The organism is Oxalobacteraceae bacterium OTU3CAMAD1 (assembly GCA_024123915.1).
In the GTDB taxonomy this organism is placed as follows: domain Bacteria; phylum Pseudomonadota; class Gammaproteobacteria; order Burkholderiales; family Burkholderiaceae_D; genus Rugamonas.
This window is the reverse complement of sequence record CP099650.1, coordinates 2,477,336-2,502,698: the sequence shown is the minus strand read 5'-3', so window position 1 is coordinate 2,502,698 and position 25,363 is coordinate 2,477,336. Positions and strand designations below refer to the sequence as shown.

23 protein-coding genes are annotated in these 25,363 nt (G+C 62.8%); 3 read left to right on the top strand and 20 right to left on the bottom strand.

Annotated elements, in window-relative coordinates:
* The 3 genes from NHH88_10730 to NHH88_10720 form a co-directional block, all read right to left on the bottom strand.
* Nucleotides 1-2,853, bottom strand: coding sequence for a TonB-dependent receptor (locus tag NHH88_10730; protein USX16225.1), 2,853 nt, complete (start codon nt 2,851-2,853; stop codon nt 1-3).
* Between the two features lie 59 nt (nt 2,854-2,912).
* On the bottom strand, nt 2,913-3,920 hold the full coding sequence (locus tag NHH88_10725; GenBank protein ID USX16224.1) for a LacI family transcriptional regulator: 1,008 nt from the start codon (nt 3,918-3,920) through the stop codon (nt 2,913-2,915).
* A gap of 182 nt (nt 3,921-4,102) precedes the next feature.
* Complete coding sequence (locus NHH88_10720) at nt 4,103-4,942, bottom strand: DUF2306 domain-containing protein (protein ID USX16223.1); 840 nt, start codon at nt 4,940-4,942, stop codon at nt 4,103-4,105.
* Between the two features lie 136 nt (nt 4,943-5,078).
* Here NHH88_10720 and NHH88_10715 point away from each other — a divergent pair, with 136 nt between their 5' ends.
* Both NHH88_10715 and NHH88_10710 read left to right on the top strand, forming a co-directional pair.
* Nucleotides 5,079-6,146 (top strand): histidine kinase, encoded by a 1,068-nt coding sequence (locus NHH88_10715; GenBank protein ID USX16222.1) that lies wholly within the window; start codon nt 5,079-5,081, stop codon nt 6,144-6,146.
* Nucleotides 6,143-6,913, top strand: a complete 771-nt coding sequence (locus NHH88_10710; protein USX16221.1) for a LytTR family DNA-binding domain-containing protein — start codon at nt 6,143-6,145, stop codon at nt 6,911-6,913. The genes NHH88_10715 and NHH88_10710 overlap by 4 nt, the downstream gene beginning before the upstream one ends.
* Before the next feature lie 3 nt (nt 6,914-6,916).
* Here NHH88_10710 and NHH88_10705 read toward each other — a convergent pair whose 3' ends face one another.
* The 17 genes from NHH88_10705 to ndk all read right to left on the bottom strand — a co-directional run bounded on the left by NHH88_10705 (nt 6,917) and on the right by ndk (nt 24,323).
* Nucleotides 6,917-7,513, bottom strand: a complete 597-nt coding sequence (locus NHH88_10705) for a MarC family protein (GenBank protein USX16220.1) — start codon at nt 7,511-7,513, stop codon at nt 6,917-6,919.
* 53 nt (nt 7,514-7,566) lie between these two features.
* The gene (locus tag NHH88_10700; GenBank protein ID USX16219.1) at nt 7,567-8,112 is read right to left on the bottom strand and encodes a phosphoribosyltransferase; all 546 of its coding nucleotides are present in this window, start codon (nt 8,110-8,112) and stop codon (nt 7,567-7,569) included.
* Nucleotides 8,113-8,124: 12 nt separating this feature from the next.
* Nucleotides 8,125-9,435 (bottom strand): adenylosuccinate synthase, encoded by a 1,311-nt coding sequence (locus tag NHH88_10695; protein ID USX16218.1) that lies wholly within the window; start codon nt 9,433-9,435, stop codon nt 8,125-8,127.
* 4 nt (nt 9,436-9,439) lie between these two features.
* The gene (locus tag NHH88_10690) at nt 9,440-10,600 is read right to left on the bottom strand and encodes an ATP phosphoribosyltransferase regulatory subunit (GenBank protein USX16217.1); all 1,161 of its coding nucleotides are present in this window, start codon (nt 10,598-10,600) and stop codon (nt 9,440-9,442) included.
* A 230-nt stretch (nt 10,601-10,830) separates the two neighbouring features.
* Nucleotides 10,831-11,748: a protease modulator HflC gene (gene hflC, locus NHH88_10685; GenBank protein USX16216.1), complete on the bottom strand. Its 918-nt coding sequence runs from the start codon at nt 11,746-11,748 to the stop codon at nt 10,831-10,833.
* Nucleotides 11,748-13,037 (bottom strand): FtsH protease activity modulator HflK, encoded by a 1,290-nt coding sequence (gene hflK, locus NHH88_10680; GenBank protein ID USX16215.1) that lies wholly within the window; start codon nt 13,035-13,037, stop codon nt 11,748-11,750. The genes hflC and hflK overlap by 1 nt, the downstream gene beginning before the upstream one ends.
* A gap of 17 nt (nt 13,038-13,054) precedes the next feature.
* The gene (hflX, locus tag NHH88_10675) at nt 13,055-14,284 is read right to left on the bottom strand and encodes a GTPase HflX (GenBank protein USX16214.1); all 1,230 of its coding nucleotides are present in this window, start codon (nt 14,282-14,284) and stop codon (nt 13,055-13,057) included.
* A 42-nt stretch (nt 14,285-14,326) separates the two neighbouring features.
* Nucleotides 14,327-14,563 (bottom strand): RNA chaperone Hfq, encoded by a 237-nt coding sequence (gene hfq / locus NHH88_10670; protein USX16213.1) that lies wholly within the window; start codon nt 14,561-14,563, stop codon nt 14,327-14,329.
* A gap of 280 nt (nt 14,564-14,843) precedes the next feature.
* Nucleotides 14,844-16,190: a ribosome biogenesis GTPase Der gene (gene der / locus NHH88_10665; GenBank protein USX16212.1), complete on the bottom strand. Its 1,347-nt coding sequence runs from the start codon at nt 16,188-16,190 to the stop codon at nt 14,844-14,846.
* Nucleotides 16,191-16,194: 4 nt separating this feature from the next.
* The gene (bamB, locus tag NHH88_10660; GenBank protein USX16211.1) at nt 16,195-17,331 is read right to left on the bottom strand and encodes an outer membrane protein assembly factor BamB; all 1,137 of its coding nucleotides are present in this window, start codon (nt 17,329-17,331) and stop codon (nt 16,195-16,197) included.
* Between the two features lie 61 nt (nt 17,332-17,392).
* The gene (locus tag NHH88_10655) at nt 17,393-18,058 is read right to left on the bottom strand and encodes a tetratricopeptide repeat protein (protein USX16210.1); all 666 of its coding nucleotides are present in this window, start codon (nt 18,056-18,058) and stop codon (nt 17,393-17,395) included.
* Between the two features lie 52 nt (nt 18,059-18,110).
* Nucleotides 18,111-19,463 carry a histidine--tRNA ligase gene (hisS, locus tag NHH88_10650; GenBank protein ID USX16209.1) on the bottom strand — a complete coding sequence of 451 codons (1,353 nt, stop codon included), beginning with the start codon at nt 19,461-19,463 and terminating at the stop codon, nt 18,111-18,113.
* 23 nt (nt 19,464-19,486) lie between these two features.
* Entirely contained in the window at nt 19,487-20,758 is a 1,272-nt protein-coding gene (gene ispG / locus NHH88_10645) for a flavodoxin-dependent (E)-4-hydroxy-3-methylbut-2-enyl-diphosphate synthase (protein USX16208.1), read from the bottom strand.
* Between the two features lie 54 nt (nt 20,759-20,812).
* Nucleotides 20,813-21,820: a DUF4115 domain-containing protein gene (locus tag NHH88_10640; GenBank protein ID USX16207.1), complete on the bottom strand. Its 1,008-nt coding sequence runs from the start codon at nt 21,818-21,820 to the stop codon at nt 20,813-20,815.
* A 13-nt stretch (nt 21,821-21,833) separates the two neighbouring features.
* Nucleotides 21,834-22,661 (bottom strand): type IV pilus biogenesis/stability protein PilW, encoded by an 828-nt coding sequence (gene pilW / locus NHH88_10635; GenBank protein ID USX16206.1) that lies wholly within the window; start codon nt 22,659-22,661, stop codon nt 21,834-21,836.
* Nucleotides 22,661-23,845, bottom strand: a complete 1,185-nt coding sequence (rlmN, locus tag NHH88_10630) for a 23S rRNA (adenine(2503)-C(2))-methyltransferase RlmN (protein ID USX16205.1) — start codon at nt 23,843-23,845, stop codon at nt 22,661-22,663. The genes pilW and rlmN overlap by 1 nt, the downstream gene beginning before the upstream one ends.
* 70 nt (nt 23,846-23,915) lie before the next feature.
* Nucleotides 23,916-24,323: a nucleoside-diphosphate kinase gene (gene ndk, locus NHH88_10625; GenBank protein USX16204.1), complete on the bottom strand. Its 408-nt coding sequence runs from the start codon at nt 24,321-24,323 to the stop codon at nt 23,916-23,918.
* A gap of 280 nt (nt 24,324-24,603) precedes the next feature.
* On the opposite strand from ndk, the gene NHH88_10620 reads away from it, so the two are divergent.
* Complete coding sequence (locus NHH88_10620; GenBank protein ID USX16203.1) at nt 24,604-25,287, top strand: Bax inhibitor-1/YccA family protein; 684 nt, start codon at nt 24,604-24,606, stop codon at nt 25,285-25,287.
* The last annotated feature ends 76 nt before the right edge of the window (nt 25,288-25,363 follow it).

Below are 25,363 nucleotides of genomic sequence, written 5' to 3'. Positions count from 1 at the left end.
TCAGAACGCGTAGCGCGCGCTGAACTTCAAGGTGCGCATCTGGCCGCCCATCGAATTCGGCTTGCCGAGGTTGCGGTTGTCGCCACCAAAACGGTTCTGCGGATTGCCCGGACCACCACCCCAACCATCGTAGCCGCCGTAGTTAATGCTGTTGAACAGATTGAGTACGTCGGCTCGCAACGAGACGCGGCCGAAGCGGAACCCGACTTCCTTAGAGAGGCCGACATCCACTTGGCGGAACCGGTCACCTTCGCCTTTGGCAGACACGCATTGATTGAAACCGGTCGAGCAGTCGGTGATGCGGTAAGGAAGGCCGGACCCCAACGTCACCTTCCCTGACAACATCAGGCCCCATGGCAGCCAGCCATCGGACACCCCAGCGACCACCAGGCGATGGCGCTCGACGTCTGTCGACGGATTCCATGCGGAGGCGAAGCGCCCATAGGTCCAGTTGAAGATCTCGTTGGTCCACTCCTTGTTGGTGGTCTCGGCCTTGCTGTAAGTATAGGTCGCGCCCAGACTCCAGGTCGAAGCCTTGGTATAAGGCTTGTCCATTTTCAAATAGACAGACTCGGTCTTTGCTTGCGAGACGAAATCGCCCAGCACCAGCGTGCCGTAACCTGGCACGGAATTGAACATCGGATCGATCGGGCTGGCCCCGCCCCATCCACCCTGCGGATCGCGGTTGCCACCGAACCAGTTGAACTGGTTGCGGGCGCGCGAATTGGTATAACCCGCCTCCCCGTTCCATACGCCCAGCGCCTGGCGCAGGCCGAAGCTCCACATATCGGTGTAGGCCATCTTGTGATCGTTCTTGATCATCCAGATCTCCCCGCCTGCCTGCGCGTTCTTCTGCGCCTCGTCCAGCGCATGGTTGGCGATGGTGCGGTCGTACGCCCTGCCCCAACCGGCGAACAGCACCGATGCGCGGTCGCCGTTGATATCGTAGGAGAGTCCGAGGCGAGGCGCCAAGGCTTTTTTAAACGCCTTGCGGCTGTTGCCGGTGCTGATGTAGTCATTGATATTGACGCCGCCCTTGGCCAGCGACTGCGCGTATGTCTGGCCGACGGGCGCGCCATCGCGCGGGTCCTGCTTTCCAAACAGGGCGACGCGGTCGGCCGGCGTCGCGTAACTGTCGTTAAGCATGTTGTCTTCGTAGTCGTAGCGCATGCCCAGATTGAGCAGCAGCTTCTCGGTGGCTTGCCAGTCGTCCTGGAAGTAGATGCCGTACTGGTTGTTGGAGAACTCGACGCCGTACGGCGGCACCGAGGCTTCGGAGCGGATCAGGCTTGGCAAGCCGGTGACAGTGTCGATCCGCTCGATGCGCCGCTCGACGGCGAACGCGGTGCCGGACAAATCATAGGTGATGTGCTTGATCTTGAAGCCAGCCTTCATCGTGTGTCCGCTCTTGCCGGTGTAGGTCAGATCGTCCTGGAACAACAAGCCGCTCTGCTGGCGGAACTGATTGTTCGGCGAGCCGCCGACAACCAGCACGTCGACGACGTTGATATCCGTGTTGCTCGGCGAGACCTGATACTTGATATACGGCGTGTTCGCGTTCGAATGCGGATTCCAGCTGTACTTCTCGTAGCCGATACGGGCCTCGTTGAGGAAATCGTCGTTACTCCACTCGTGCTTGAAGTCCAGACGGTCCTCATCGTTGCTGCGATTAAGAACATTCTCGGCCACGCTCAGTTTCACATCCTCTGGAATCATGTCGGTCTCGCGCCGTATCCGCGCGGTCGCTTCGACGCGCTGGTTCTTGGCGATCTGGGCGTCGACCTTCAGCAAAAACAAATCCTCCTTGAACTTCGATACCGCATTCCCCTGCTGCGCCAGCAAAGACGGGACGATGCCGGCATTGGGCAGCAAATCGGTGCGCTGCGCGATCACCTGGCGCGGACTGTCGATCTTCTTGCCCTCGTAGGCGAAGAAGTAATGCGCGACGTCCTTCTTGATCGGGCCACCCAAGGTCATGCCGTATTGATCTTGCGACGACTTCGGACGACCGACACCCCGTTCTTCCGACTCCTTCTGGAACGGATCCTTGGCCGTGAGATTGGTGCCGGTGTGGTCCCAGAACGCGTCGCCATGGAGCTCGTTGCCGCCGGATTTGGTGATGGCCGTGATCGCGGCGCTCGACACCTGATCGAATTCCGCCTTGTAGTTTTGCGCGATCACCTTGTACTCGGCGATCGCCGATTGCGGGAACGGATTGCCGCGGCTCGTATCAAGGCCGGAGACACCGCCGCGAAGGATGTTGTTCTTCTGGCTGACGCCATCGATGAAGACGTTGACGTTGTCCTGGTTCTGCGACCCGGACTGCAGCTTGACGTTGCCGCTGTTGTCGACGCTGAAGCGCACACCGGGCGCCAGATCGGCGAAGGACAGGAAGTTGCGGGTGACCTGCGGCAGCTTCTCGATTTGTTCGCGCGAGACGGAGGTGCCGACCTCGGAACCGGCGACATCGCGCCGCGACGCGGAGCCGGTGATCACCACTTGCTGCACACCGCCTTGCAGCGCCAGGTTGACCTGGCTGGTCTGGCCGACGCTGACGGTCACCAGTTCGGACTTCTGATCGCCGACCTTGATCTGGTAGGTGCCCGGCGCGACGCCGGTCAGCACATAGCTGCCGTCGGCGCGCGTGACGGTGTTGTAGACGTAGCCATTCAACTGGTTGGTGGCGGTGACGGGGCTGCCGGCCGACGGCGCCGCGCCGCTGGTAACCTGGCCCTGGATGGTGGCGCTACTCAGTTGCGCATGCGCCGGGATGGCTGTCAGCAGTGCTGCGGCCAGTGCTGCGGCCATTGCGGACAGGCGTAGGGACGGCGTGTGCCGTAGGGTGTTGTTCATGGTTGTCTCCTGTTTTTGTGTACTTTTTTTGTGTGTACTACCAAGGCATGAAACTACTGCTAACTGTGCTGACTACCTCCCGTCGAAGCGCGCACCACCAGCTCGGCGGCCAGCGTGTGCGCGGTCACGGGCGTGTTCCCGGGCTGCCCGATTTGGGCATGGAGGCGCTCCAACGCCCGCACACCCAGATCGACGATCGGGACTCGAACGGTCGTCAATGCCGGACTGACGTACCGCGCAATACGAATATCATCGAAGCCGGCCAGCGCGATATCGCGCGGCAGCTCCAGGCCGTGCTGGCGCAGCTCCAGCAACGCGCCGATGGCCATCATGTCATTGGCCGCGAACAGCGCGTCCGGGCGGTCGGCCGCAAGCGCCAGCGCCTGGCCGACGCGCTGCCCCGACTCCTCCGAAAAGTCGCCTTCAAACACTTGCGGGACCGCCTGCGGCGCCAGCGCGGCCAACGCCGCGTGATAGCCGCGCAGCCGCTCCTGCGCCTCGAAGTTACCTGCCGGGCCGGCGAGGAAGGCGATCCGCCTGTAGCCCTGCCCCACCAGATGCGCCACCATCGCGTAGGCGCCGCTGTAGTTATCGAACGAGATGGACGCGTACTGCGTGCCGCCGGCGGCGGTGCTCATCAAAACGATCGGCAGGTCTTCGGGCAGGTTATCGGACAGCAGCGCCGCGTCCACATGGGGTGACATCACCAGCAAGCCGTCGACGCGGCCGCGCATGGCGCGGATCGACAACGCCACTTCGTCGGCGTCGCCGTGCAGGCTCGATACCATCAGGTGCAGGCCACGGGCGCGCGCGGCGACGTCGATGCCGCGAATGATCTCGGAGAAAAACTCGCCGTACAGGTCGGGCAGCAGCACGCCGATGGTGTTGGTGAAGCTGGTGGTCAGGCTGCGGGCGCCGACGTGCGGCATGTAGCGCATCCGTTTGACCACCGCCAGAATGTGTTTGCGGGTGTCGTCGGTGATGCTGGCGTGACCGTTGAGCGCACGCGACACCGACGCCACCGACACGCCAGCCTCTTGCGCCACGTCCTTGATCGTTATCGCCATTCTTGCTGCTTTCAGGAAATGTAACCGGTTACATTTGCGTTAAAAAATATAACCGATTACTTTGATGCGAATGTAACCGGTTACATTAGTGTTTTGAAAAGTCTACTCGCGTTCGCCGCGCACTGTAAAGACTTTTCCACAACTTTTCAATTCAAGCACCCTGGAGGATGGGTGAACGCCCGTCACATCCTCGGCCACCACATCCCCATGGTCGCGACCGCGATGCCGACCGCCATCGCCACCGTCAACGCGACCAGCAGCAGCGCGGTGGCGCCACGCGCGACCGCCCCGCCGCCGGCGCCACATCGCAGATAAATTTCAAGCACGGCCAACGGCAGCAAATATTGGGCGAACGCCAGGAAGCTCAGAAAAGGCCCGGTGAAGGTGTTGATATCGAAGCCGGCCGGGCCGCCGTTCACGGCAAGCCAGAACATCAGCCCGACGCGGAAGAACCACACGCCGCTCACGCACAGGAACAGGCGCAGCGCCCAGCGCCGGTGCGCGGCGAAGTCGCGCGACAGCGCCCGCCGCGCCGCCATGCCGGCGCACGCGACGACCAGCACCGCGTTCAGACTGATGGCGAGGTGCTGCACCATGTCGCCAACGGCGCCCCGGAACCACACCATGTACAAGCCGCTCAACGCCGCCACGACGGCGCCGACAAGGTAGACCCGCCCGTTCCACCGATGGAAGGACGGAGCGCGCGCACGCAGCCGCGGTATGAGCTGCAGCGTTCCGCCAACCATGATCACCGCAGCCAGCAGCAGGTGTACGGCCGTGACGATATTTCCCGCCAGGTCGGCGCGCACGAAGCCATGCGTCATGACCTTGTTCCAACCGTCCAAATTGCCGTCGACGGCGGCGCCGCCGTAAAGCGACGCGATATACGCAGCGAATACCAATTGCCCCGCCACTGTGGCGACGAACCAGAATCGCGCGGCGGCGGATAGCGCGAGCACCGCCCAGGCGTCGGCCGTGCGCCGCCGCGATGGCGCGGAATCGATGGAAAGTGCGGACGTCATGATGTGCTCCCCGGCTGTTATGTAGCCATCAAGATAGCCGGCCTTCGACCGCCCTCCAACGCGCGGGCACGAACGATGCGACCAGCGGCGGTTTTTAGGGCTTGAACGACGACCGGCGAGCGGTTATCGTTAGGCGATGAAGCAGAACGCTCCCCTTCCCCGCCCAGCCACCCTCTTGCCGACCGTGCGGCAGGCGCTCGTGGTCGCCGTGTTCACCTTGCTGCTGTCGCTGCTTCTGCACAAACTGAGCCGCACGCCGTACGCCATCGTGTTCGGCCATATCGGCTTTATCGGCGCGGTGCTGTTGTTCGCCTACTCGGCGGCGGACCGCTTGCGCCCACGCTGGCTCTCGACTGGCAAAGCGCGGCTGATGGCCGTGGTGCTGGCCGCGCCGCTGGCGGCGCTGATGACCGCGATCGGCAAGGAAGGCCGTCACTTCATCTCCTACCTGAGCGATATCAAAACGCTGTCGGGCTACATCATGATGGTGGTACTGGGGGTGCTCTTCGGGGTCACCTTCTCGCTGGTGGCGATGCGCGCCGAACGCAGGGAACGCGAGCGGGCCGACCGCCTGCAGGTCGAACTCGAAAAGAACACGCTCGAGCGTGAACTGGTCGACGCCCGCCTGCGGCTGCTGCAGGCGCAAATCGAGCCGCACTTCCTGTTCAACACCCTGGCCAACGTCGAGGCGCTGGTGGCCGCCGGTTCGCCCAACGCCGGGCCGGTGCTGCGCCACCTGATCGCCTACCTGCGCGCGGCCATGCCGCGACTGGGCGACGCCGACGCCACCCTGGGCGCCGAGCTGCAACTGGTGCGCGCGTATCTGGAGCTGATGCACATGCGGATGCCCGACCGGCTGCGGTTTTCGGTCGCCACGCTGCCGGCGTTGGAGTCGATGCGCTTTCCCGCGATGGCCTTATTGACCCTGGTCGAAAACGCCGTCCGCCATGGGATCGATCCCTCTCCTTCCGGCGGCCATATCGACGTCGGCGGGCGTTACGACAACGCGGCCGGCCAGGTGGTGCTATGGGTCGCCGACAGCGGCGTCGGCATGTCGGAGACGGCGCAGCCGGGCACCGGCTTGTCCAACCTGCGCAGCCGCCTGCATGGCTTTTACGGCGCCAACGCGCGCCTCGATCTGCATGAGGAAACGCCGCATGGCATGCGAGTCGAGCTGCACTTTCAGCCTGGAGAAAGACAATGAATCAACCGACCGCCCTGATCGCCGATGACGAGCCGCTGCTGCGCGAACGCCTGCGCAGCCACCTTGCCACGCTGTGGCCCGAGTTGCGCGTGCTGGACGACGCCCGCAACGGCACCGAGGCGGTGGAACTGTTCGAACTACATCAGCCGCAGGTGGTATTTTTGGACATCCACATGCCGGGCATGAGCGGCATCGAGGCGGCGCGCGCACTGGGCCGGCGCGCGCATCTGGTGTTTGTCACTGCGTATGAGCAGTACGCCTTGCAAGCCTTCGAGCACGGCGCGGTCGACTATCTGGTCAAGCCGATCGATCCGGCGCGACTGAGCGATACGGTACAGCGATTGCGCCGGCAGCTCGATGGCCCGCTGCCGGGAGGCGCGGCGCTGGATGCAATGCTGGACCAGTTGGCCGGACGCCTCGGGCAGCGCGTCGAAGCGCGGCGCTGGCTGCAATGGATCAAGGCGTCGGTGGGGACGAGCGTGAGGCTGATTCCGGTCGAACAGGTTTGTTATGCAAAGGCTGAGGACAAGTACACGCTGGTGGTGTGGGAGGAAGGCGAGGCGCTGATCCGCAAGAGCATCCGCGAACTGGCCGAACAACTCGATCCCGAGCGCTTCGTGCAGACGCACCGCTCGGTAATCGTCAACCTGGCGCACGTCGCCGAAGTGGTCCGGGGCGTCAATGAGACGGCGGAGCTGAAGCTGCGCGGACGTGGGGAGGTGCTGCCGGTCAGCCGCAGCTACCTGCACCACTTCCGGCAGATGTAGGATTTACAGGGTCTTGACGAATTCCCGGATACCGCTCAGGAGCATCTCGACCGACATCGCCGTCAGGATAAGTCCCATCAGGCGTTCGAACGCCGTCATCACCTGCGGGCCAAGCACCTTCTGCAGCTTCTCGGCGCTGAGGAACACCAGCAGCCACACCACCGCCACCGCCGCCAGCGCGGCGACGTGCACCATCACCTCGCCGGTGCTCTCACTCGAGAACAGCAACACCGTGGCCAAGGCCGACGGGCCGGCCAGCGCCGGTATCGCCAGCGGCACGATGAACGGCTCACCGCCGTCCGTGCGGCCCAACACGCCGTCCGGATGCGGGAAGATCATGCGGATCGAAATCAGCAGCAGAATTACCGCGCCGCCGATGCGCAGCGCCACTTCCGACAGATGCAGCGCCGCCAGGAAGTGACGGCCGAAGAACATGAAGATCAACAGCAGCACAAAGGCGATCGCGCATTCGCGAACGACGATGCGCGAACGGCGCGCCGGCGGCACCGGATTGAGCACGCTGGCGAACAGCGGCACGTTGCCGAAAGGGTCGGTCACGAGAACCAGCAAAATGAAGGTCTGGAAGAAGTCTTGGGTCATATGTTTTTTTTATTGAATAAAAAAGGGAGCCGAAGCTCCCTTGGTCGAACAGCTTATTGAGCCGCTTCGCCTTTTTTGATCCATGCCGCCAGTTGATGCGGACGCAGACCGTCGTAGTCCTCGAACGGCTGGTGGATCCACGGATTATGCGGCAGTTCCTCCATCTGGTAGTCCGGCTTGAAGGCCGAGCTGCCCTTGGTCCAGATCACGGCCGATTTCACATCGGTGACGCCTTCGAAGTTGTCCTTCAAATGCTTCATGACCTTGATCAGGGTGACGCCGGAATCGGCCAGGTCGTCGACCAGCAGGATCTTGCCGCTCAACGGACCCTTGGTCATCGTCATGTACTTGGCGATGTCCAGGTCACCGCGCACGGTGCCCGCTTCTTCGCGGTAGCTGCTGGTCGACAGGATCGCCAGCGGCACGTCGAAGATGCGCGAGAAGACGTCGCCGGGACGCACGCCGCCGCGCGCCAGGCACAGGACCATGTCGAACTTCCAGCCCGATTCATGGACCTTCAGCGCCAGGCGCTCGATCAGGCGGTGGTACTCGTCCCAGGACACCCACAGGTGTTTTTCGTTCGATTGCGGATCGCTCATATTGATTCCTTATTATTCGAACGGATGACGCAGAACGATCGTCTCTTCACGATCCGGACCGGTCGATACCATGTCGACCGGCACGCCGACCAACTCTTCGATACGTTTGATGTAGGCGCGGGCGGTGGCCGGCAGCGCGGCCAGCGATTTCGCGCCGACGGTGCTTTCGGTCCAACCCGGCATCTCTTCGTAGACCGGCACGCAGCGCGCGGCTTCCTCGGCGCCCGACGGGAAGATGTCGACGGCCACGCCGTCGATGGTGTAGCCGGTGCACAGCTTGAGCGTTTCCAGGCCGTCCAGCACATCGAGCTTGGTCAGGCACATGCCGGTGACGCCGTTGATCTGGACCGAGCGGCGCAGCAGCGCGGCGTCGAACCAGCCGCAGCGGCGTGCGCGGCCCGTGACGGTGCCGAACTCGTGGCCCACTTGCGCCAGGTGGTGGCCAACGCCTGCATCGGTCGGCAGCTCCGAAGGGAACGGGCCGGAACCGACGCGGGTGGTGTAGGCCTTGGTGATGCCCATGATGTAGTGCAGCATGTTCGGACCGACGCCGGCGCCGGCGGCGGCGTTACCGGCCACGCAGTTCGACGAGGTGACGAACGGATAGGTGCCGTGGTCGACGTCCAGCAGCGAGCCTTGCGCGCCTTCGAACAGCAGGTTGGCGCCGGCCTTGTGCGCGGCGTACAGCGCGCTCGAAACGTCGGTCACCATCGGGCGCAGGCGCGGCACGTAGGCCAGCGCGTCGTCCAGGGTTTTCTGGTATTCGATGCGCGGGGCCTTGAGGTAGTGCTCCAGCACGAAGTTGTGGTAGTCGAGGTTCTCGGCCAGCTTTTCGGCGAAACGCTTTTCATTCAGCAGGTCGGCGACGCGGATGGCGCGGCGCGCCACCTTGTCTTCGTAGGCCGGGCCGATGCCCTTGCCGGTGGTGCCGATCTTGGCTTCGCCACGGGCGGCTTCACGGGCCAGGTCCAGCGCGGCGTGGTAAGGCAGGATCACGGGCGCGGCGTCCGACACTTTCAGACGCGACGCGACTTCGACGCCGACTTTTTCCAGCTTGTCGATTTCGCGCAGCACGTCCGGCACCGACACCACCACACCGTTACCGATGTAGCAGGCCACGCCCGGACGCATGATGCCCGACGGGATCAGCTGCAGCGCGGTCTTGACGCCGCCGATGACCAGCGTATGGCCGGCATTGTGGCCGCCCTGGAAGCGGACCACACCTTGTGCATGATCGGTCAACCAGTCGACGATCTTGCCCTTGCCCTCATCGCCCCACTGGGTACCGATGACGACGACGTTCTTTGCGTTTTTCTTTGACATCACACTAACCTAAGTTTTTAAGAATCCAGTTGCTACCACTATCGTCGAGTACCAGAGCGCGGTCGCACTCGAACTCGTCCAGCTCGCTGCTGTGACCCGGCATACTTTGGATCACGACTTCGCCGGACTTGCGCAGCTCGGCGATTTTTTCCTTCAATTCAGGCGCGTTGCCCCATGGAGCGCGGATCGACTGCTTGCGTTCCGCCGTTGGCAACAGGCGCGCCAGCTCGCGCAGGTCGAGCGAGAAGCCGGTGGCGGGACGCGCCCGGCCAAAGGCTTCGCCTACGTGATCGTAACGGCCGCCGCGCGCCACCGCGTTCGGCAAGCCTGGCACATACAGCGCGAACATCGCGCCGCTTTCGTACTGGTAGCCGCGCAGGTCGGCCAGGTCGATCGCCACTTCGGCGCGGCCCAACGCGGACGCGGCCAGCGCGGCCAGTTCGGCCAGCGCCTTGGACATGCCCGGCAGGTCGGGCAGCGTCTCGCGCGCCTTCTTCAATACTTCGATGTCGCCGTACAGGTTCGGCAACGCCAGCAAGGCCTCGCGCACCTGCGGCGCGTAGCTGGCGGTGATCGCCTGCAGGCCCGGCACGTCCTTGGAGCGCAGCAGCGCGTACAGCGCCGCTTCATCCTTGGCCGCGTTGGCGTCGCCGTCGAGGATCACGCGCAGCACGCCGGCGTGGGCCAGGTCCAGCCGCACCTCGTTGAAACCGGCCAGCGCCAGGGAAGCGAGCGACAGTTCGAGGATCTCGGCGTCCGCTTCCAGGCCGGCGTGGCCGTATATCTCGGCGCCGATCTGCAGCGGCTCGCGGGTGGTGTGCAGGCCCGAAGGACGGGTATGCAGCACGCTGCCGACATAGCACAGACGCGTGACCGAGTCGCGATTCAACAGGTGGGCGTCGATGCGCGCCACCTGCGTCGTCATGTCGGCGCGGATGCCCAGCATGCGGCCGGAGATCTGGTCGACCAGCTTGAAGGTGCGCAGATCGGTGTCCTTGCCGGCGCCGGCGAGCAGCGATTCGACGTATTCGAGCAGCGGCGGCATCACCAGTTCGTAACCGTATAGACGGAAGTTATCCAGCATCAGACGACGCAGTTCTTCAATCTTGCGGGCTTCCGACGGCAAAACGTCGGCGATATTCTCGGGCAAAAGCCAATTCGGCATGGGAAACTGGATACGGAAAAATTAAAAAACGAATAATGCGGCGAACGTGGCGCTGCCACAAAAGCGGCGGACCGAACCTGATATTTTACGCGAAAATGCGTGGGGGGAGGGAAAAATTGGCGCTGCGGAGGCTGATTGCCGGCTTAACCCGCACTGCCATGCAGGGTCGTACCCCTTGGGGTACGACCCTTAAGCGGCGACGCGGGCGTCTCGCTTAGGTTTGCCGGGTTTTACTTCTTCGGCGCCGCCGGTGCCGACGGCGCGCCGCCGGTGCCCGAGCTCTTGAAGTACTTGAAGTAGTCCGAGCTCGAATCCATCACCATCACGTCGCCATGGTTTTTGAACGTGGCGCGGTAGGCTTCCAGGCTGCGATAGAACTTGTAGAACTCCGGATTGCGGCCGAACGCCTCGGCGTAGATGGCCGACGCCTTGGCGTCGCCTTCACCGCGCATCGTTTCCGCTTCGCGATAAGCCTCGGCCAGGATCACTGCGCGCTGACGGTCGGCGTCTGCGCGGATCTTCTCCGACTCGGCGGCGCCGGTCGAACGCAGCTCGTTGGCCACGCGCAGGCGCTCGGCCTTCATACGCTCGTACACCGAGTTGTTGATCTGCTCGACGTATTCGACGCGCTTCAGGCGCACGTCGATGATCTCGACGCCGATCTGCGCGGCTTCCTGGACCACCTTGGTGCGGATCGCCTCCATCACCTGCCCGCGCTTGCCCGAAATGACTTCGCTCACGGTGTGCTTGGTGATTTCCTCGTTCAGCGCGGCCTTGACGATGACCGACATGCGGTCGCGCGCGCGGGTCTCGTCGCCGCCGAAGGTGACGTAATACAGCTTGGCCTGGCCTTCGTTGCGGCCGATGCGCCACTTGACGAAGCTGTCGACCAAAATGTTCATCTTCTCGGCGGTGATGAAGCGCTCGGCGTCGGCCGATTCGATGGTCAGGATGCGGTTGTCCAGATACAGCACGTTCTGGAACGGCGGCGGCAGTTTGAAGTGCAGCCCCGGCTCGCGGATCACTTCCTTGATCTGGCCCAGCGCGAAAACGATCGCGTAGCGGCGCTGGTCGACGACGAACACCATCGACGACAGCAACAGCAATACGACGAAAACAGCAATGAGGGAACTAGCTATGCGATTCATTAACGACCCTCCCGGTCACGTCCGGAATCTCGCGAGCGCGAATCGCGCTGGCGGGTTACTTCAACCGATGGCATGACTTCCGACGGCAACGTCGCCGTCGCCGGTGGCGTCGCAGCCTTGGCCGCAGCCGCCGTGGCGTCGGTGGCCGCCGCCTGGGCGATCAACTTGTCGAGCGGCAGATACAGCAGATTGCTGCCGCTCTTGGCGTCGACCATCACCTTGCTGGCGCTCGAATAAATTTGCTGCATGGTTTCCAGATACATACGGTCGCGGGTCACGCCCGGCGCCTTCTGGTACTCGGTCAGCACCTGCTTGAAGCGCGCCGCGTTACCGGTGGCGTTCTCGGTGACCATCGAACGATAGGCTTCGGCCTCCTGCAACAGACGCGAAGCGTAGCCGCGCGCTTTCGGAATGACGTCGTTGGCGTAGGCCTGGCCTTCGTTCTTCTGGCGTTCCAGATCCTGGCCGGCCTTGACGGCGTCGTCGAAGGCGCCCTGCACCTGCTCCGGCGGCTGCACCGCCTGCAGAGTGACGTTCGAAATCAGCACGCCGGAGGCGTAGCGGTCGAGGATCAGCTGCATCAGCTGCTGCGTCTCGAAGGCGACCTTGTCGCGGCCTTCGTACAGCACGTAGTCCATCTTGTTCTTGCCGACGATTTCGCGGATCGAGGTCTCGGCCACCTGGCGCACCGTCTCCTCCTCGTCGCGGTTGTTCATCAGCCACGCGACCGGATCCTTCAGCTTGAACTGCACCGCGAACTGCATGTCGATGATGTTCTCGTCGTCGGTCAGCATCAGCGATTCGCCGGTCTGCTTGTTCTTCACGTTGCCGCGATAACCCACTTCGATCATGCGCATCTGCGAGACCTTGACCGTCTCGTCGCGCTGGAACGGGTATGGCCAGCGCCAGTTGAAACCGGAACCGGTGGTGTGGCTCACTTTACCGAAGGTGTAGACGATACCGGTCTGGCCCTCCTGCACGATGAAGGAACCGCTGGCGAGCCAGATCAGCAAGGCCACCACGCCGACCGCGCCGGCGGTGGCACGCATGCCGGCCGAATCGGGACGCGGTCCGCTTGGACCGGCGGGGCCGCCGTTGTTAGGACCATCGGGACCTTTTTTCTGGCCGAAGAAGCTATTGAGGCGCTGATTGAAATCGCGCCACAACTGCTCCATGTCCGGAGGTCCTTCGCCAGGCTTTTTGCCTTCGTTCGCTTGCGGCTCGCCGTCCTTCTTGTCCGAGCCCCAGCGGGGATCGTTCAGCGACGGCTTGAGGCCAAGACGTTTCATAATTGAGGAGACACGCATCAGTGTGATCCAACGTGATTAGGGGTGGGACTACTATCTGCTTCCGAGTCGGAGACCGGGTCGGCGTCGCCATCGGCTGCCTCCTCGTCGTCCGCTTGATCCGCTTCTTCGAATTCTTCTGTTTCGCCCGTCGGGTAGGCCTGGTTCAATCTGGCGCCGGGCGCCGCCTTGGCCCATTCGACCACCGCCTCGCGCAGCAGATCGACGCCCTGGCCGGTGCGCGCGCTGAGGAAAACGCGGGAAATTTTAGCATATTCATCCCTTTCCACAGACGGCTCCAGGCCGGCCGCATCGATCTTGTTCCACACCAGAATCTGCGGAATATGATCGGCGCCGATCTCCTTGAGCACCAGGTTGACCTGCTCGATCTGCTCCATGCGCACCGGCGACGAGGCGTCGACGACGTGCAGCAGCAAATCGGCGTGGATGGTCTCTTCCAGGGTGGCGCGGAACGCCGCCACCAGCTGGTGCGGCAGCTCGCGCACGAAACCGACCGTGTCCGAGAACACCACGTTGCCCACTTCCTGCCCCATGTAGACGCGGCGCGAGGTCGTGTCCAACGTGGCGAACAACTGGTCGGCGACGTAGACGCCGGCCTTGGTCACCGCGTTGAACAACGTCGACTTGCCGGCATTGGTATAGCCGACCAGCGACACCGAAAACGTCTGGCTGCGCCCACGCGAGCGGCGCTGCGTCTCGTGCTGCTTGCGCAGCTTGCCGAGGCGCGCGCGCAAGGCCTTGACCCGCTCGCCGATCAACCGGCGGTCGGTTTCAAGCTGTGTCTCACCGGGACCGCGCAAGCCGATACCGCCCTTTTGCCGTTCAAGGTGGGTCCAGCCGCGTATCAGGCGCGTGGCCAGATGCTGCAGCTGCGCCAGTTCCACCTGCAGCTTGCCCTCGTGGGAGGCGGCGCGCTGGGCGAAAATGTCGAGAATCAGGCTGGTACGGTCGAGCACCCGGATCTGCAGGCGCTTTTCCAGGTTGCGTTGCTGGGCCGGCGACAGCGCGTGGTTGAAGATGACGATTTCGATGGCGTGATCGAGCACGGCAAGACCGATCTCGTCGGCCTTGCCGCTGCCGACGAAATACGCCGCGTCAGGAGAAGAACGCTTTGCCGTGATCGTCGTGACAGGCTCCGCGCCTGCTGAACGGGCCAGCAGTTGCAGTTCCTCGACGCTGGCGGCAAAGTCGCCCTGACCGAAATCGATACCGACTAGAGCTGCGCGCATAAGACGGTCAGGCAAGTTGGAAAGAAGCCGAGATGCAAGCGCTTATTCCGCTTCGGATTCAATGTTGAGATTGACGGCGCGTGCCGGCACTACCGTGGAGATGGCGTGTTTATAGACCATCTGGGTAACGGTATTGCGCAGCAGTACGACGTACTGATCGAACGATTCAATATGGCCCTGCAGCTTGATGCCGTTGACCAGATAGATCGAGACAGGAACATGCTCTTTGCGCAAGGCATTGAGGAATGGGTCTTGTAACAGTTGCCCTTTGTTGCTCATAACAGCTCCATTTTATGTTGTTGTGTTGGAATTGGAGGCGAAACGCTTAATTTCAAGTACGTGGCCCAGCGAAAGTCAAATGATTTCCGCTGAAACACCGCTCGCCACGCCGGGAATGGTGCTTCTGAGCCACTGTAACCTGTTTTGACAATTTTTGCAGGGGAGTCCCGTACAAAAAAGCCAAAATTCTCTTATTTTTTTCTTATTCAACCCGCACTGCCAACCTGGGGTCGTACCCCGTACGGGGTACGACCCCGCCTGGCGGTGAGGGTTTGTTTTTTTACTTCGCCGGCGTCTTGGAGAACGGGTTTTTACCGGTGCGCAGTTCGATGCGCAACGGCGTGCCGACCAGCTGGAACGTGTCGCGGAAATGTTTTTCCAGATAACGCTTGTAAGGCTCGCCGACGGCGTCCAAGGCGTTGCCGTGAATAACGATCACCGGTGGATTCATGCCGCCCTGGTGCGCGTAGCGCAGCTTCGGACGGATCGAACCCTTGCGGCGCGGCTCCTGCTTTTCAACCGCCTCGATCAGGGCGCGGGTCAGCTTCGGCGTCGACAGGTTGGCGGTGGCGGCGGCGTAGGCCGCGTCGACCGACTTCATCAATGGACCGATGCCCTGCGATTTCAAGGCCGAGATGAAGTGCATCTTTGCGAACGACAGGAAGTCGAGCTTGCGGTCGATGTCGATCTTGATCTCGTCGCGCTCGTCGGTGCGCAGGCCGTCCCACTTGTTGACGGCGATCACCAGCGCGCGGCCCGTCTCCAGCACGAAGCCGGCGATGTGGGCGTCCTGCTCGGAGATGTCCTGCTGGGCGTCGAGCATCAGCACGACCACGTTGGCCTCGGAGATCGACTGCAGCGTTTTAACGACCGAGAACTTCTCGATCGCCTCGAACACCTTGCCGCGGCGGCGGATACCGGCCGTGTCGATCAAGGTGTACTGCTTGCCTTCGCGCTCGAACGGAATCTCGATCGAGTCGCGGGTGGTGCCTGGCATGTCGAAAGCGATGACGCGCTCTTCGCCGACCAGGGTGTTGATCAGGGTCGACTTGCCCACGTTCGGGCGGCCCACCAGCGCGATCTTGATGCCGTGGTCGGCCTTGTCGAGCTCCTCCGGGTCTTCCGGACGCTGGGCGAAGGCCAGGTTCAGCGCCTCCTCCACCAGATCGGCGACGCCGTCGCCGTGGGCCGACGAGATCGAGTACGGCTCGCCCAGTCCCAGCTCGTAGAAGTCGGCGACGACGGCGGTGTAGCGCATGCCCTCGGACTTGTTCACGACGAGCATGACCGGACGGCCGCTTTTACGCAGGAAGTCGGTGATGGTTTTGTCATGCGGCGTCAGACCCTGGCGGCCGTCGACCAGGAAGACGACGATGTCGGCTTCGGCCACGGCCTGCTTGGTCTGCTTGGCCATCTGATGCATGATGCCTTCCTTGGCGACCGGCTCGAAGCCGCCCGTGTCGATGACGAGGAAGGGACGTTCGCCGACGCGGCCCTCGCCATAGTGACGATCTCGCGTCAACCCAGGCAAGTCCGCCACCAGCGCATCGCGCGAGCGGGTCAGACGATTAAACAAGGTCGATTTCCCTACATTGGGTCGACCCACTAGTGCGATTACCGGCTTCATTGTATTACTCGACCGCGAGAGCGGTCACTGTCCCTGATTGGGTTTGAAAAATCAAATTCGAGCCGGCGATGACGGGGTCCGATTGGATCGGGCTTCCGTCGGTCGCGGCACGACCTATGTACGAACCATCTTCCCGCGACAGGAAGTGGACGTAACCCTGGTAGTCGCCGACGGCCACAGCGCGGCCGAACGACACGGGGGTCGACAGGCGGCGATACGACAGCTTGTCGTTCTTCCAGGCGTTGCCGCCGCTTTCGCGGCTATAGGCTGCAACTTCGCCTTTGTCGTCGGAGACGAATACAAAACGCTGGTCCACCGCCACGCCCACGTCGGACGAAGTCGGCTTGCTCCAGTGCGGCGCGCCGTTGGTGGCGTCGAAGCAGGCCACGCGGCCCTGGTACGACACGGCGCATACATCTTTTTCGAAGATCACCGGGGTGCCGGCGATGTCGGTCACGCGTTCCAGTTCGGTCGCGCCGCGCGGCTCGCCCACCACCAGTTCGAAGCGCTGCAGGCCGCCGGCCAGGGCCAGCACCAGCAGCTTGCCGCCCGGCTGGGCGACATACACGTTAGGACCGCTGATCACCATCCCCGGCGCGTTGCGCAGGGTCAGGGCCGGCGTGGTGCGCGCCACGCTCCATTTTTTGACGCCGGTCTTGGCGTCGTACGCGGTAATCAGGTTATCGACGCTGCGCACCACCACCACGCCGCCGCCCACCACCGGGGAGGACAGCACTTCGCTGGTGGCCTGGCCCTTCCACAGTTCCTTGCCGTTGGCGTCATAGGCCAGGATCACGCCTTTTTTGCCGCCGACGACGATGGTTTCACCGTCGCTGCCCACGCCGGCGGTCAGGTCGACGCCGGTCTTGATGCGCCAGGCTTCCTTGCCGGTGGCCGCGTTCAGGCGCGCCAGCACGCCATCTCCGTCTGCCACGTAGACGCTCTCGCCGACGACTGCCGGCGTGAAGACGGCGGTGCCGGCCTTGTTCATCGAGTACTTCCAAACGGTCTTGGGCACCATGCCGCCCTTGAGCTCCACCAGCGGCGCCGGCTGGTTCTTGGTATCTTTCGAGCCAAACAAGGAACAACCGGCCAACATCGCGAACACACTTGCAGCAATAACTTTTTCGGTAATACGCATTTTTTAACCTTGATCTGGAGAGCTGAGCGGGCGCCGTGGCGCCCTTGCGGCATGACGTTATTTAGGCGGGGCTTTTGGCGTCTTTGGCTTCGGCCGGCACGGTGCCGCCGATGGCTTCGAACTTCAGCTGGATCAGCTGGCGGCCCGGGTTCTTCTTGTCGGTCGCGTCCAGCGCTGCCTGGTAGGCGGCACGGGCTTCTGCGATCTTGTTCTGCGCGGCCAGGATGTCGCCCTTGCGGTCGGCGACGGCGCCGGCGAATTGCGCGGGCACGTCGCCCGACAGCGCCTTCAGCGCCTCGTCATAGGCTTTTTCGTCCAGCAGGATGCCGGCCAGGCGCACCTTGGCGATGGCCTTGAACTCGGCGCCGCCATGGTCGATCGCCCACTGCAGCTGTGCCTTGGCCGACTTGACGTCGTTGGCGTCGAAGCTGCTCTTGGCGGCCACCAGCGCGGCCATCGGCGCGTACGTGGTGCTCCCGAATTTCGATTCCATGTCGCCAGCGGCGCGCAACACCTTGGCGTTGTCCTTGGCTTGCACGGCCGTTTGCAGTTCCTCGTACAGCGCCGAGGCCTGCGTCGATTGGTTGCGCTGGTAGTAGTTCCAACCCGCCCAGCCGGAATAGGCGGCCAGGCAGGCGATCAGCACCCACGACGTCAGGTTGCCGTATTTTTCCCACCAGGCTTTAAGGGTAGCGAGTTGTTCTTGTTCTTCGAGATCGTATGCCATGTCAGTTCGTCTGCTAGAGGGTTGAATAAAGTCGGTTTAAAGGTGCAAGCACTTAGTGATTGCAATGCTCGTCGTGCACGTGATGATGGTGATCGCCGCTGCCGGTGATCTGGTCGACCAGGAAGTCGACGACGTCGTCGAACGGCACCGTCGATTGCTGCATGTCGCCCTCCTCCGCGCGCATCGCCTTGACGGTGGCGGTGTGGTTGGCCACTTCGTCCTCGCCGATGATGACGGCGAACGAGGCGCCGCTGCCGTCGGCCTTCTTCATCTGCGTCTTGAAACTGCCGGGACCGTTGGCGGTCGAGGCGTGCATGACCACATCCAGGCCGGCGTCGCGGATACGCTCGCCCAGCACGAAGGCTTGCAGCTGCGCGGCCTCGCCCTGGTGCACCAAATAGACGTCGCACTGGTTAGGCTGTTCCGGCTCGCCGGCTTCCTTCATCAGTTCCAGCAGGCGCTCGATGCCCATGGCGAAACCGACGGCGGGTGTCGGCTTGCCGCCGAACGACGCGATCAGCGGATCGTAACGGCCGCCGGCGCACACGGTGCCCTGCGAGCCCAGTGCGTCGGTGACCCATTCGAACACGGTGCGGTTGTAGTAATCGAGGCCGCGCACCAGGCGGTTGTTGATCACGTACGGGATGTTGTTATGGTCGAGGATCTTGCGCACGCCGTTGAAGTGGGCCAGCGATTCCTCGCCCAGGTATTCCATCAGCTTGGGCGCGCCGTTGACCATCTCCTGCATCGCCGGATTCTTGGTGTCCAGGATGCGCAGCGGGTTGCTGTGCAGGCGGCGCTTGGCTTCGGCGTCGAGGATGTCCTCGTGCTTTTCCAGGTACGCGATCAGGTCGACGCGGTGGCGCGCGCGCTCTTCGGCGTCGCCGATCGAGTTCAGTTCGAGGCGGATGTTTTCCAGGCCCAGGTCATCCCACAGGCGGCGGCACATCATGATCAGTTCCGCGTCCACGTCCGGGCCGTTGAAGCCGACGGCCTCGCAGCCGAACTGGTAGAACTGGCGATAGCGGCCGCGCTGCGGACGCTCGTGGCGGAACATCGGGCCGGTGTACCACAGGCGCTTGGGGCCTTCGTAGACCAGGTTATGTTCGATCACCGCGCGCACCGCGCCAGCCGTGCCTTCGGGACGCAGGGTCAGCTCGTCGCCGTTCATCGAATCGGTGAACGAGTACATTTCTTTTTCGACGATATCGGTCACGGCGCCGATGGCGCGCTTGAACAGCGCGGTGTCTTCGACGATCGGCGTGCGGATCTGCTGGAAGCCGTAGCTTTGCACGACCGATTGCGCGGTGTTTTCAAACAGCTGCCACAGATGCGAATCGGTCGGCAGGATATCGTTCATGCCTTTTACAGCGGTGATTTTTTCGGCTTTTTTGTTTTCGGACATTTCAACTCTTCTTATGCTTTGATTTACACTGCGGCCGGCTGCTTGCCGTAGTTATTCTTCACGTAATTCAGTACGATTTCCTGGAATTCCTCGACGATGCGCTCACCGCGCAGGGTCGCGAACTTGGCGCCGTCGACAAACACCGGCGCGGCCGGCGATTCGCCGGTGCCCGGCAAACTGATGCCGATGTTGGCGTGTTTCGATTCGCCAGGGCCGTTGACGATGCAGCCCATGACGGCCACGTTCATCGCCTCCACGCCCGGATAAGTCTTTTTCCACTCCGGCATCGAGTCGCGCAGATAGGTCTGGATGTTGTCGGCCAATTCCTGGAACGTGGTCGAGGTGGTGCGGCCGCAACCCGGGCACGCGATCACCATCGGCGTGAATTTGCGCAGGCCCATCGTCTGCAAAATCTCCTGGCCGACCACCACTTCCTTGGTGCGGTCGCCGCCCGGCTCCGGCGTCAGCGAGATGCGGATGGTGTCGCCGATGCCCTCTTGCAGCAGCACCGACAGCGCCGCCGTCGAGGCGACGATGCCCTTGCTGCCCATGCCGGCCTCGGTCAGGCCCAGGTGCAGCGGATAGTCGCAGCGCTTGGCCAGCTCGCGGTAGACGGCGATCAAATCCTGCACGCCCGAGACTTTACACGACAGGATGATCTTGTCGCGGCCCAGGCCCAGTTCCTCGGCGCGCACGGCGTTCTCGATGGCGGAGGTGATCAGCGCCTCGTACATCACCGCCTGCGCGCTCCACGGCTCGGCGCGGCCGGCGTTTTCGTCCATGATGCGCGCCAGCAGCGCCTGATCCAGGCTGCCCCAGTTGACGCCGATGCGCACCGGCTTGTCGTAGCGCGCGGCCACTTCGATCATCTGCGCGAACTGCGTATCGCGCTTGGCGCCCTTGCCCACGTTGCCCGGGTTGATGCGGTACTTCGACAGCGCCTTGGCGCACTCGGGATAATCGTTCAGCAGCGTATGGCCGTTGTAGTGGAAATCGCCCACCAGCGGCACGTCGACGTCCATCTTGTCCAGCTGTTCGCGGATGTACGGCACCGCCTCGGCGGCCTCCGGACGGTCCACCGTCAGGCGCACCAGCTCCGAGCCGGCGCGCGCCAGGTCGCGGATCTGGATCGCCGTCTCGATCGCGTTGGCGGTGTCGGTGTTGGTCATCGACTGCACCACCACGGGCGCGTCGCCGCCGACCCAGATCTTGCGCTGGCCGTGCGCGACCAGCACGCTGCGGCTGGCGCGGCGATTCGACGGTCCCGAAGGAATAGCTGTTTGCGTAGATGACATGGCTGTTTGCTCGTGCTGACTGGTTTAACTTGTTTAATTATTTACTTAATACGCTTACTTGATATTCACGCGGGAGATCGTGCCCCCGGCGACCGGTGGCAGCGCCAGTGGCGCGCCGCCCAAAGTAGCCTTCACCCCGTCAGGTTTACCGACGATCAGCAGCGCCGGATCCTTGATATCGAAGGTCTCGGTGCTGCCCGCCTTGACCAGGCGCGAAATCAGCGGCTTGGTGCCGGGACGGCGAATCTCCACCCACGAATCGGCCGTCACTTCCAGCACCAGCTGCGTGCCGGTCGCCGCTGCCGGAGAGGCGGCGGGCGGCAGCACCTGCGCGGCCGGCGCGCCGGTCGCTGGCGCGGTGGTCGTCGTCGCGGCGGCTGGTGCGGGGGCGCCTGCCGGCGCGCTCGCAGCGTCGGCAGGATTGGTCGACGCGCCTGGCGGCGGCACCGAAATCAGCGGCACATTCGGCGACTGCAGCGTCGTCGTTTCCTGGCCCGGCTTGACCAGGGTCGTCTCCAGCGGCATGGTCGAATCGATCGGCTTGGGCAGCTCGGTCACGGCGCTGGCGGCGGGGTCACCGCTGGCGCGCTCGAACATCGAGGTCGAAATCAAACCGCTCTGGTAGGCGTACACGCCGCCGCCGATCAACGCGGCGGCCACCACGACGGCGCCCACCATCCAGCCGCCACGGCCGGACGAACGGTCGGTCATCAGCGGGAAGCGCGACTCCGAAAACTCGGCGGCCCGTTGCGTGCGCGGTGGCGCGGCCTCGGGACTGGTCGGGGAGATCACCGCGATCATCGCCACCAGCGGCGTCGGGTCCAGCTTGACCACCTTGGCGTAGGCGCGGACGAAACCACGCACCACCGCCATATTTGGCAAGGAGGCGTAATCGCCCGCTTCCAGCGCGACGACCTGGCGCGGCGCCAGCTTGAGCTGGTCGGCGATCTGTTCCACCGACATGCCCATCGCTTCGCGCTGGGCGGCCAGTTGTGCTCCGGGCGTGGCCAGGCTGGTGCTGCCCTGGTCTTTTTTCGGCGGTTCTGCCCACTCTGAATTCATTGGTATCCCTGTCTCACTCATCAAACGCCCCACGTTGATAAGCAGCATATTCGGTCGAGCCGGGGTGGTGGCGGCGCAATTGCGTCGCCCAAGCAGCTTCAGCCCCCTTATCGCCCACCTTATGCTGCACCTTAATCCCGAGCCACAGCACATCGGCCGTCAGGCTCTCCATCTTTGCCACCTTGTTCAGACGGGTTATGAAGAAATTGGCGCGCACATAATCGCGCTTTTCAAAATATACCCGCGCCAGATTGGCGTTGGTGGCCGGCAGGTCGGGCGTCAACTGCAAGGCTTGCAGCAGATAACGCTCCGCGCTGGCGTAATCCTTGGTCTTCAGCGCGCAGGACCCGGCGTTGTTCGCGGCCGACGCCGGCGAACGATAGATGCGGTTGCCCAGCGCGGTGTCAAACAGCGGCATCGCCTCCGCCACCCGGCCGTTCTGGCACAGGAAAGAACCATAATTGTTGGCCAGATCCGGATTGCCCGGCGCGAGTTTGCGCGCGCGGACAAAGTTATCCTCGGCCAGGCCGTTCTCCCCCATGGCCTGATAAATCAGGCCGCGCATGCCGTAGCCGTCGGCGTACTGCGGATCGGCCACCAGCGCCATCTTGACCTCGTCAAGCGCGAACGTGTACTGGCCCTGCTCGTAATAGCCGACCGCCAGCTGCATGCGGATCTCGACCTTGCGCTGGACGCCGGTCTGGTCGGACGCGGTGGTCAGCTCGGCCTGGCCGCTGTTGCCGCGTTCCGGCCCCGAGGCGCAACCGGCCAACGTCCCCGCCAGCGCCGGAATCAACCCGAGCGCGACGAGCCGCCGGCTACGCTGCGCCAGGAGCGTCATCAGGAAGTGATCTCCACGATCTTGCCGAAATTGGCGCCGAACTTTTGCTGGTACTCGGCCATCTTTTCCATCCGCTGCGCCACCTTGGTGCGGTCCTGGACTTCGCCGGCCAACTGGCCGCAGGCGGCGTCGATATCGTCGCCGCGCGTCTTGCGGATGGTGGTGACGATGCCGGCGTCGACCAGGATCTGGGCGAACGCCTTGATGCGCGGGTTCTTCGAGCGCAGCAGGCCGGATTCCGGGAACGGATTGAACGGAATCAGGTTGAATTTGCAGTTGACGCCGAACTGGCGGTCCTGCACCAGCGCGATCAGTTCGCGGGCGTTCTCGTCGCTGTCGTTGACGCCGTCGAGCATGCAGTACTCGAAGGTAATGAAGTCGCGTGGGGCGAACTCCAGATAGCGCTTGCAGGCGGCCATCAGTTCCTTGAGCGGGTACTTTTTGTTCAGCGGGATCAGGCTGCTGCGCAGCTCGTCGTTGGACGCGTGCAGCGACACCGCCAGCGCCACCGGCACTTCCTGCGACAGCTTGTCCATCATCGGCACCACGCCGGACGTCGACAGGGTCACGCGGCGGCGCGACAGGCCGTAGGCGTTATCATCGAGCATCAGCTTGAGGGCGGTGGCGGTCGGCTCGAAGTTCAGCAGCGGCTCGCCCATGCCCATCATGACGACGTTGGTGATCTGGCGCTCGCCCTTCGGACCCGGCTCGATGCCCTTGGTGCGGCGCAGTTCGAACTCGGCCATCCACAGCTGGCCGATGATCTCGCCGACGCTCAGGTTGCGGCTGAAACCCTGCTTGCCCGTCGAGCAGAAGCGGCAGTTGACGGCGCAGCCGGCCTGGGTGGAAATGCACAGCGTGCCACGGTTTTCTTCCGGGATGAACACGGTTTCGACCGCGTTGCCGTTGCCGACGTCGACCAGCCATTTGCGCGTGCCGTCGGTGGACGTGTGGTCGCTGATGATGGCGGGCGCCGTGACGTGGGCGCGGGTTTTCAGTTTGTCGCGCAGCGACTTGGCCAGATCGGTCATGGCGTCGAAGTCCGACGCGCCGAATTGATGGATCCAGCGTTGCAGTTGCTTGGCGCGGAACGGCTTCTCCCCCAACTCGGCGCAATAAGCGATGAGCTGCGCGGGATCGAAGTCCAGCAAGTTGGTCAGAGGTGCGTTCAAGGTTGTACCCATTGCAAATTTCAAAACAGTTCTAAAAAAACTCCGTTTCCGCGCGGAGGCGGAAACGGGGTACTACAACGAATTACTTGCCGAAGAAGTAGGCAATTTCAACTGCAGCGGCTTCGACAGCGTCGGAACCGTGAACGGCGTTAGCGTCGATCGAATCGGCGAAGTCAGCACGGATGGTGCCTTTTTCTGCCTTCTTAGGATCGGTAGCGCCCATCAGTTCGCGGTTTTTCAGGACGGCGTTTTCGCCTTCCAGTGCCTGGATCATGACTGGGCCCGAGACCATGAAGTCGACCAGGTCCTTGAAGAAGCCGCGCTCTTTGTGCGCAGCGTAGAAACCTTCAGCCTCTTCACGCGACAGCTGCTTCATTTGAGCAGCAACGATCTTCAGGCCAGCGCCTTCGAAACGGCTGTAGATTTGGCCGATAACGTTTTTTGCAACTGCGTCTGGTTTGATGATCGACAGGGTGCGTTCGATTGCCATTTGAAAAACTCCAATAAAAAGAAAGGTTTAAAACAAAATTGATAGCTCAATCAACCTTTGATTTTACCATAGAACACCCCATATTCCGAGCAAGGGCACCAGATAAGGATGTAAGCAGGCAAGCGCATGCCCCGTTTCGGGGCGAAAAATCCCGGTTTCGACGCGGATACTCGTGTTTAAGCCCGGATTAAGTGCTTTTGGTACATGTTTTTGGGTATTTTGGCTAGTACGTGCTATGCTTTTAACAAGCGGTAAACCGAATCACTTTGAGGGAGGCACTATGATTAATATGGAAAAAACTTACGATCTGTCGGCTGGCAGTCGCCGTGCCGTACAGCACAACGTGCTGCGCAATACGTACTGGCTGCTCGCGTTGTCGATGATCCCGACCGTGTTTGGCGCGGCGCTGGGCGTGTCCCTGCACCTGCCGCTGGGCGGCGGTTTGATGGCACTGGTGTTCCTGGCCGGCGCCTTCGGTTTCATCTGGGCGATTGAAAAGAACAAGGATTCCGGCGTGGGCGTGGCCCTGCTGCTGGGCTTCACGTTCTTCATGGGTCTGATGTTGACGCCCCTGCTGTCGCGCATCCTGGGCTTCGAAAACGGTGGCTTCCTGATCATGGCGGCCTTCGGTGGTACGGCGTCGGTGTTCGCGGTGCTGGCATCGATCGCCACGGTCTCCAAGCGTGACTTCTCGGGCATGGCCACGTGGCTGTTCGCCGGTGTCATCGTGCTGATTTTGGCTTCGCTTGCCAACATCTTCCTGAACATCCCGGCACTGGGCATCGTCATCTCGGTGGTGGCGATCGCGATCTTCTCCGCGTACATCCTGTATGACGTGCAGCAGATCGTCAACGGCGGCGAGACCAACTACATCAGCGCCACGCTGCGTTTGTACCTCGACGTGTACAACATCTTCACCAGCCTGTTGTCGCTGCTGGGTATCGCCGGCGGTAGCCGCGAATAAGATCGCAAGTCAGTAGCATCCAAAAAGCCGGCCTAGCGCCGGCTTTTTGTTGTCGGTCTTGGCGGCAACGGCAAAC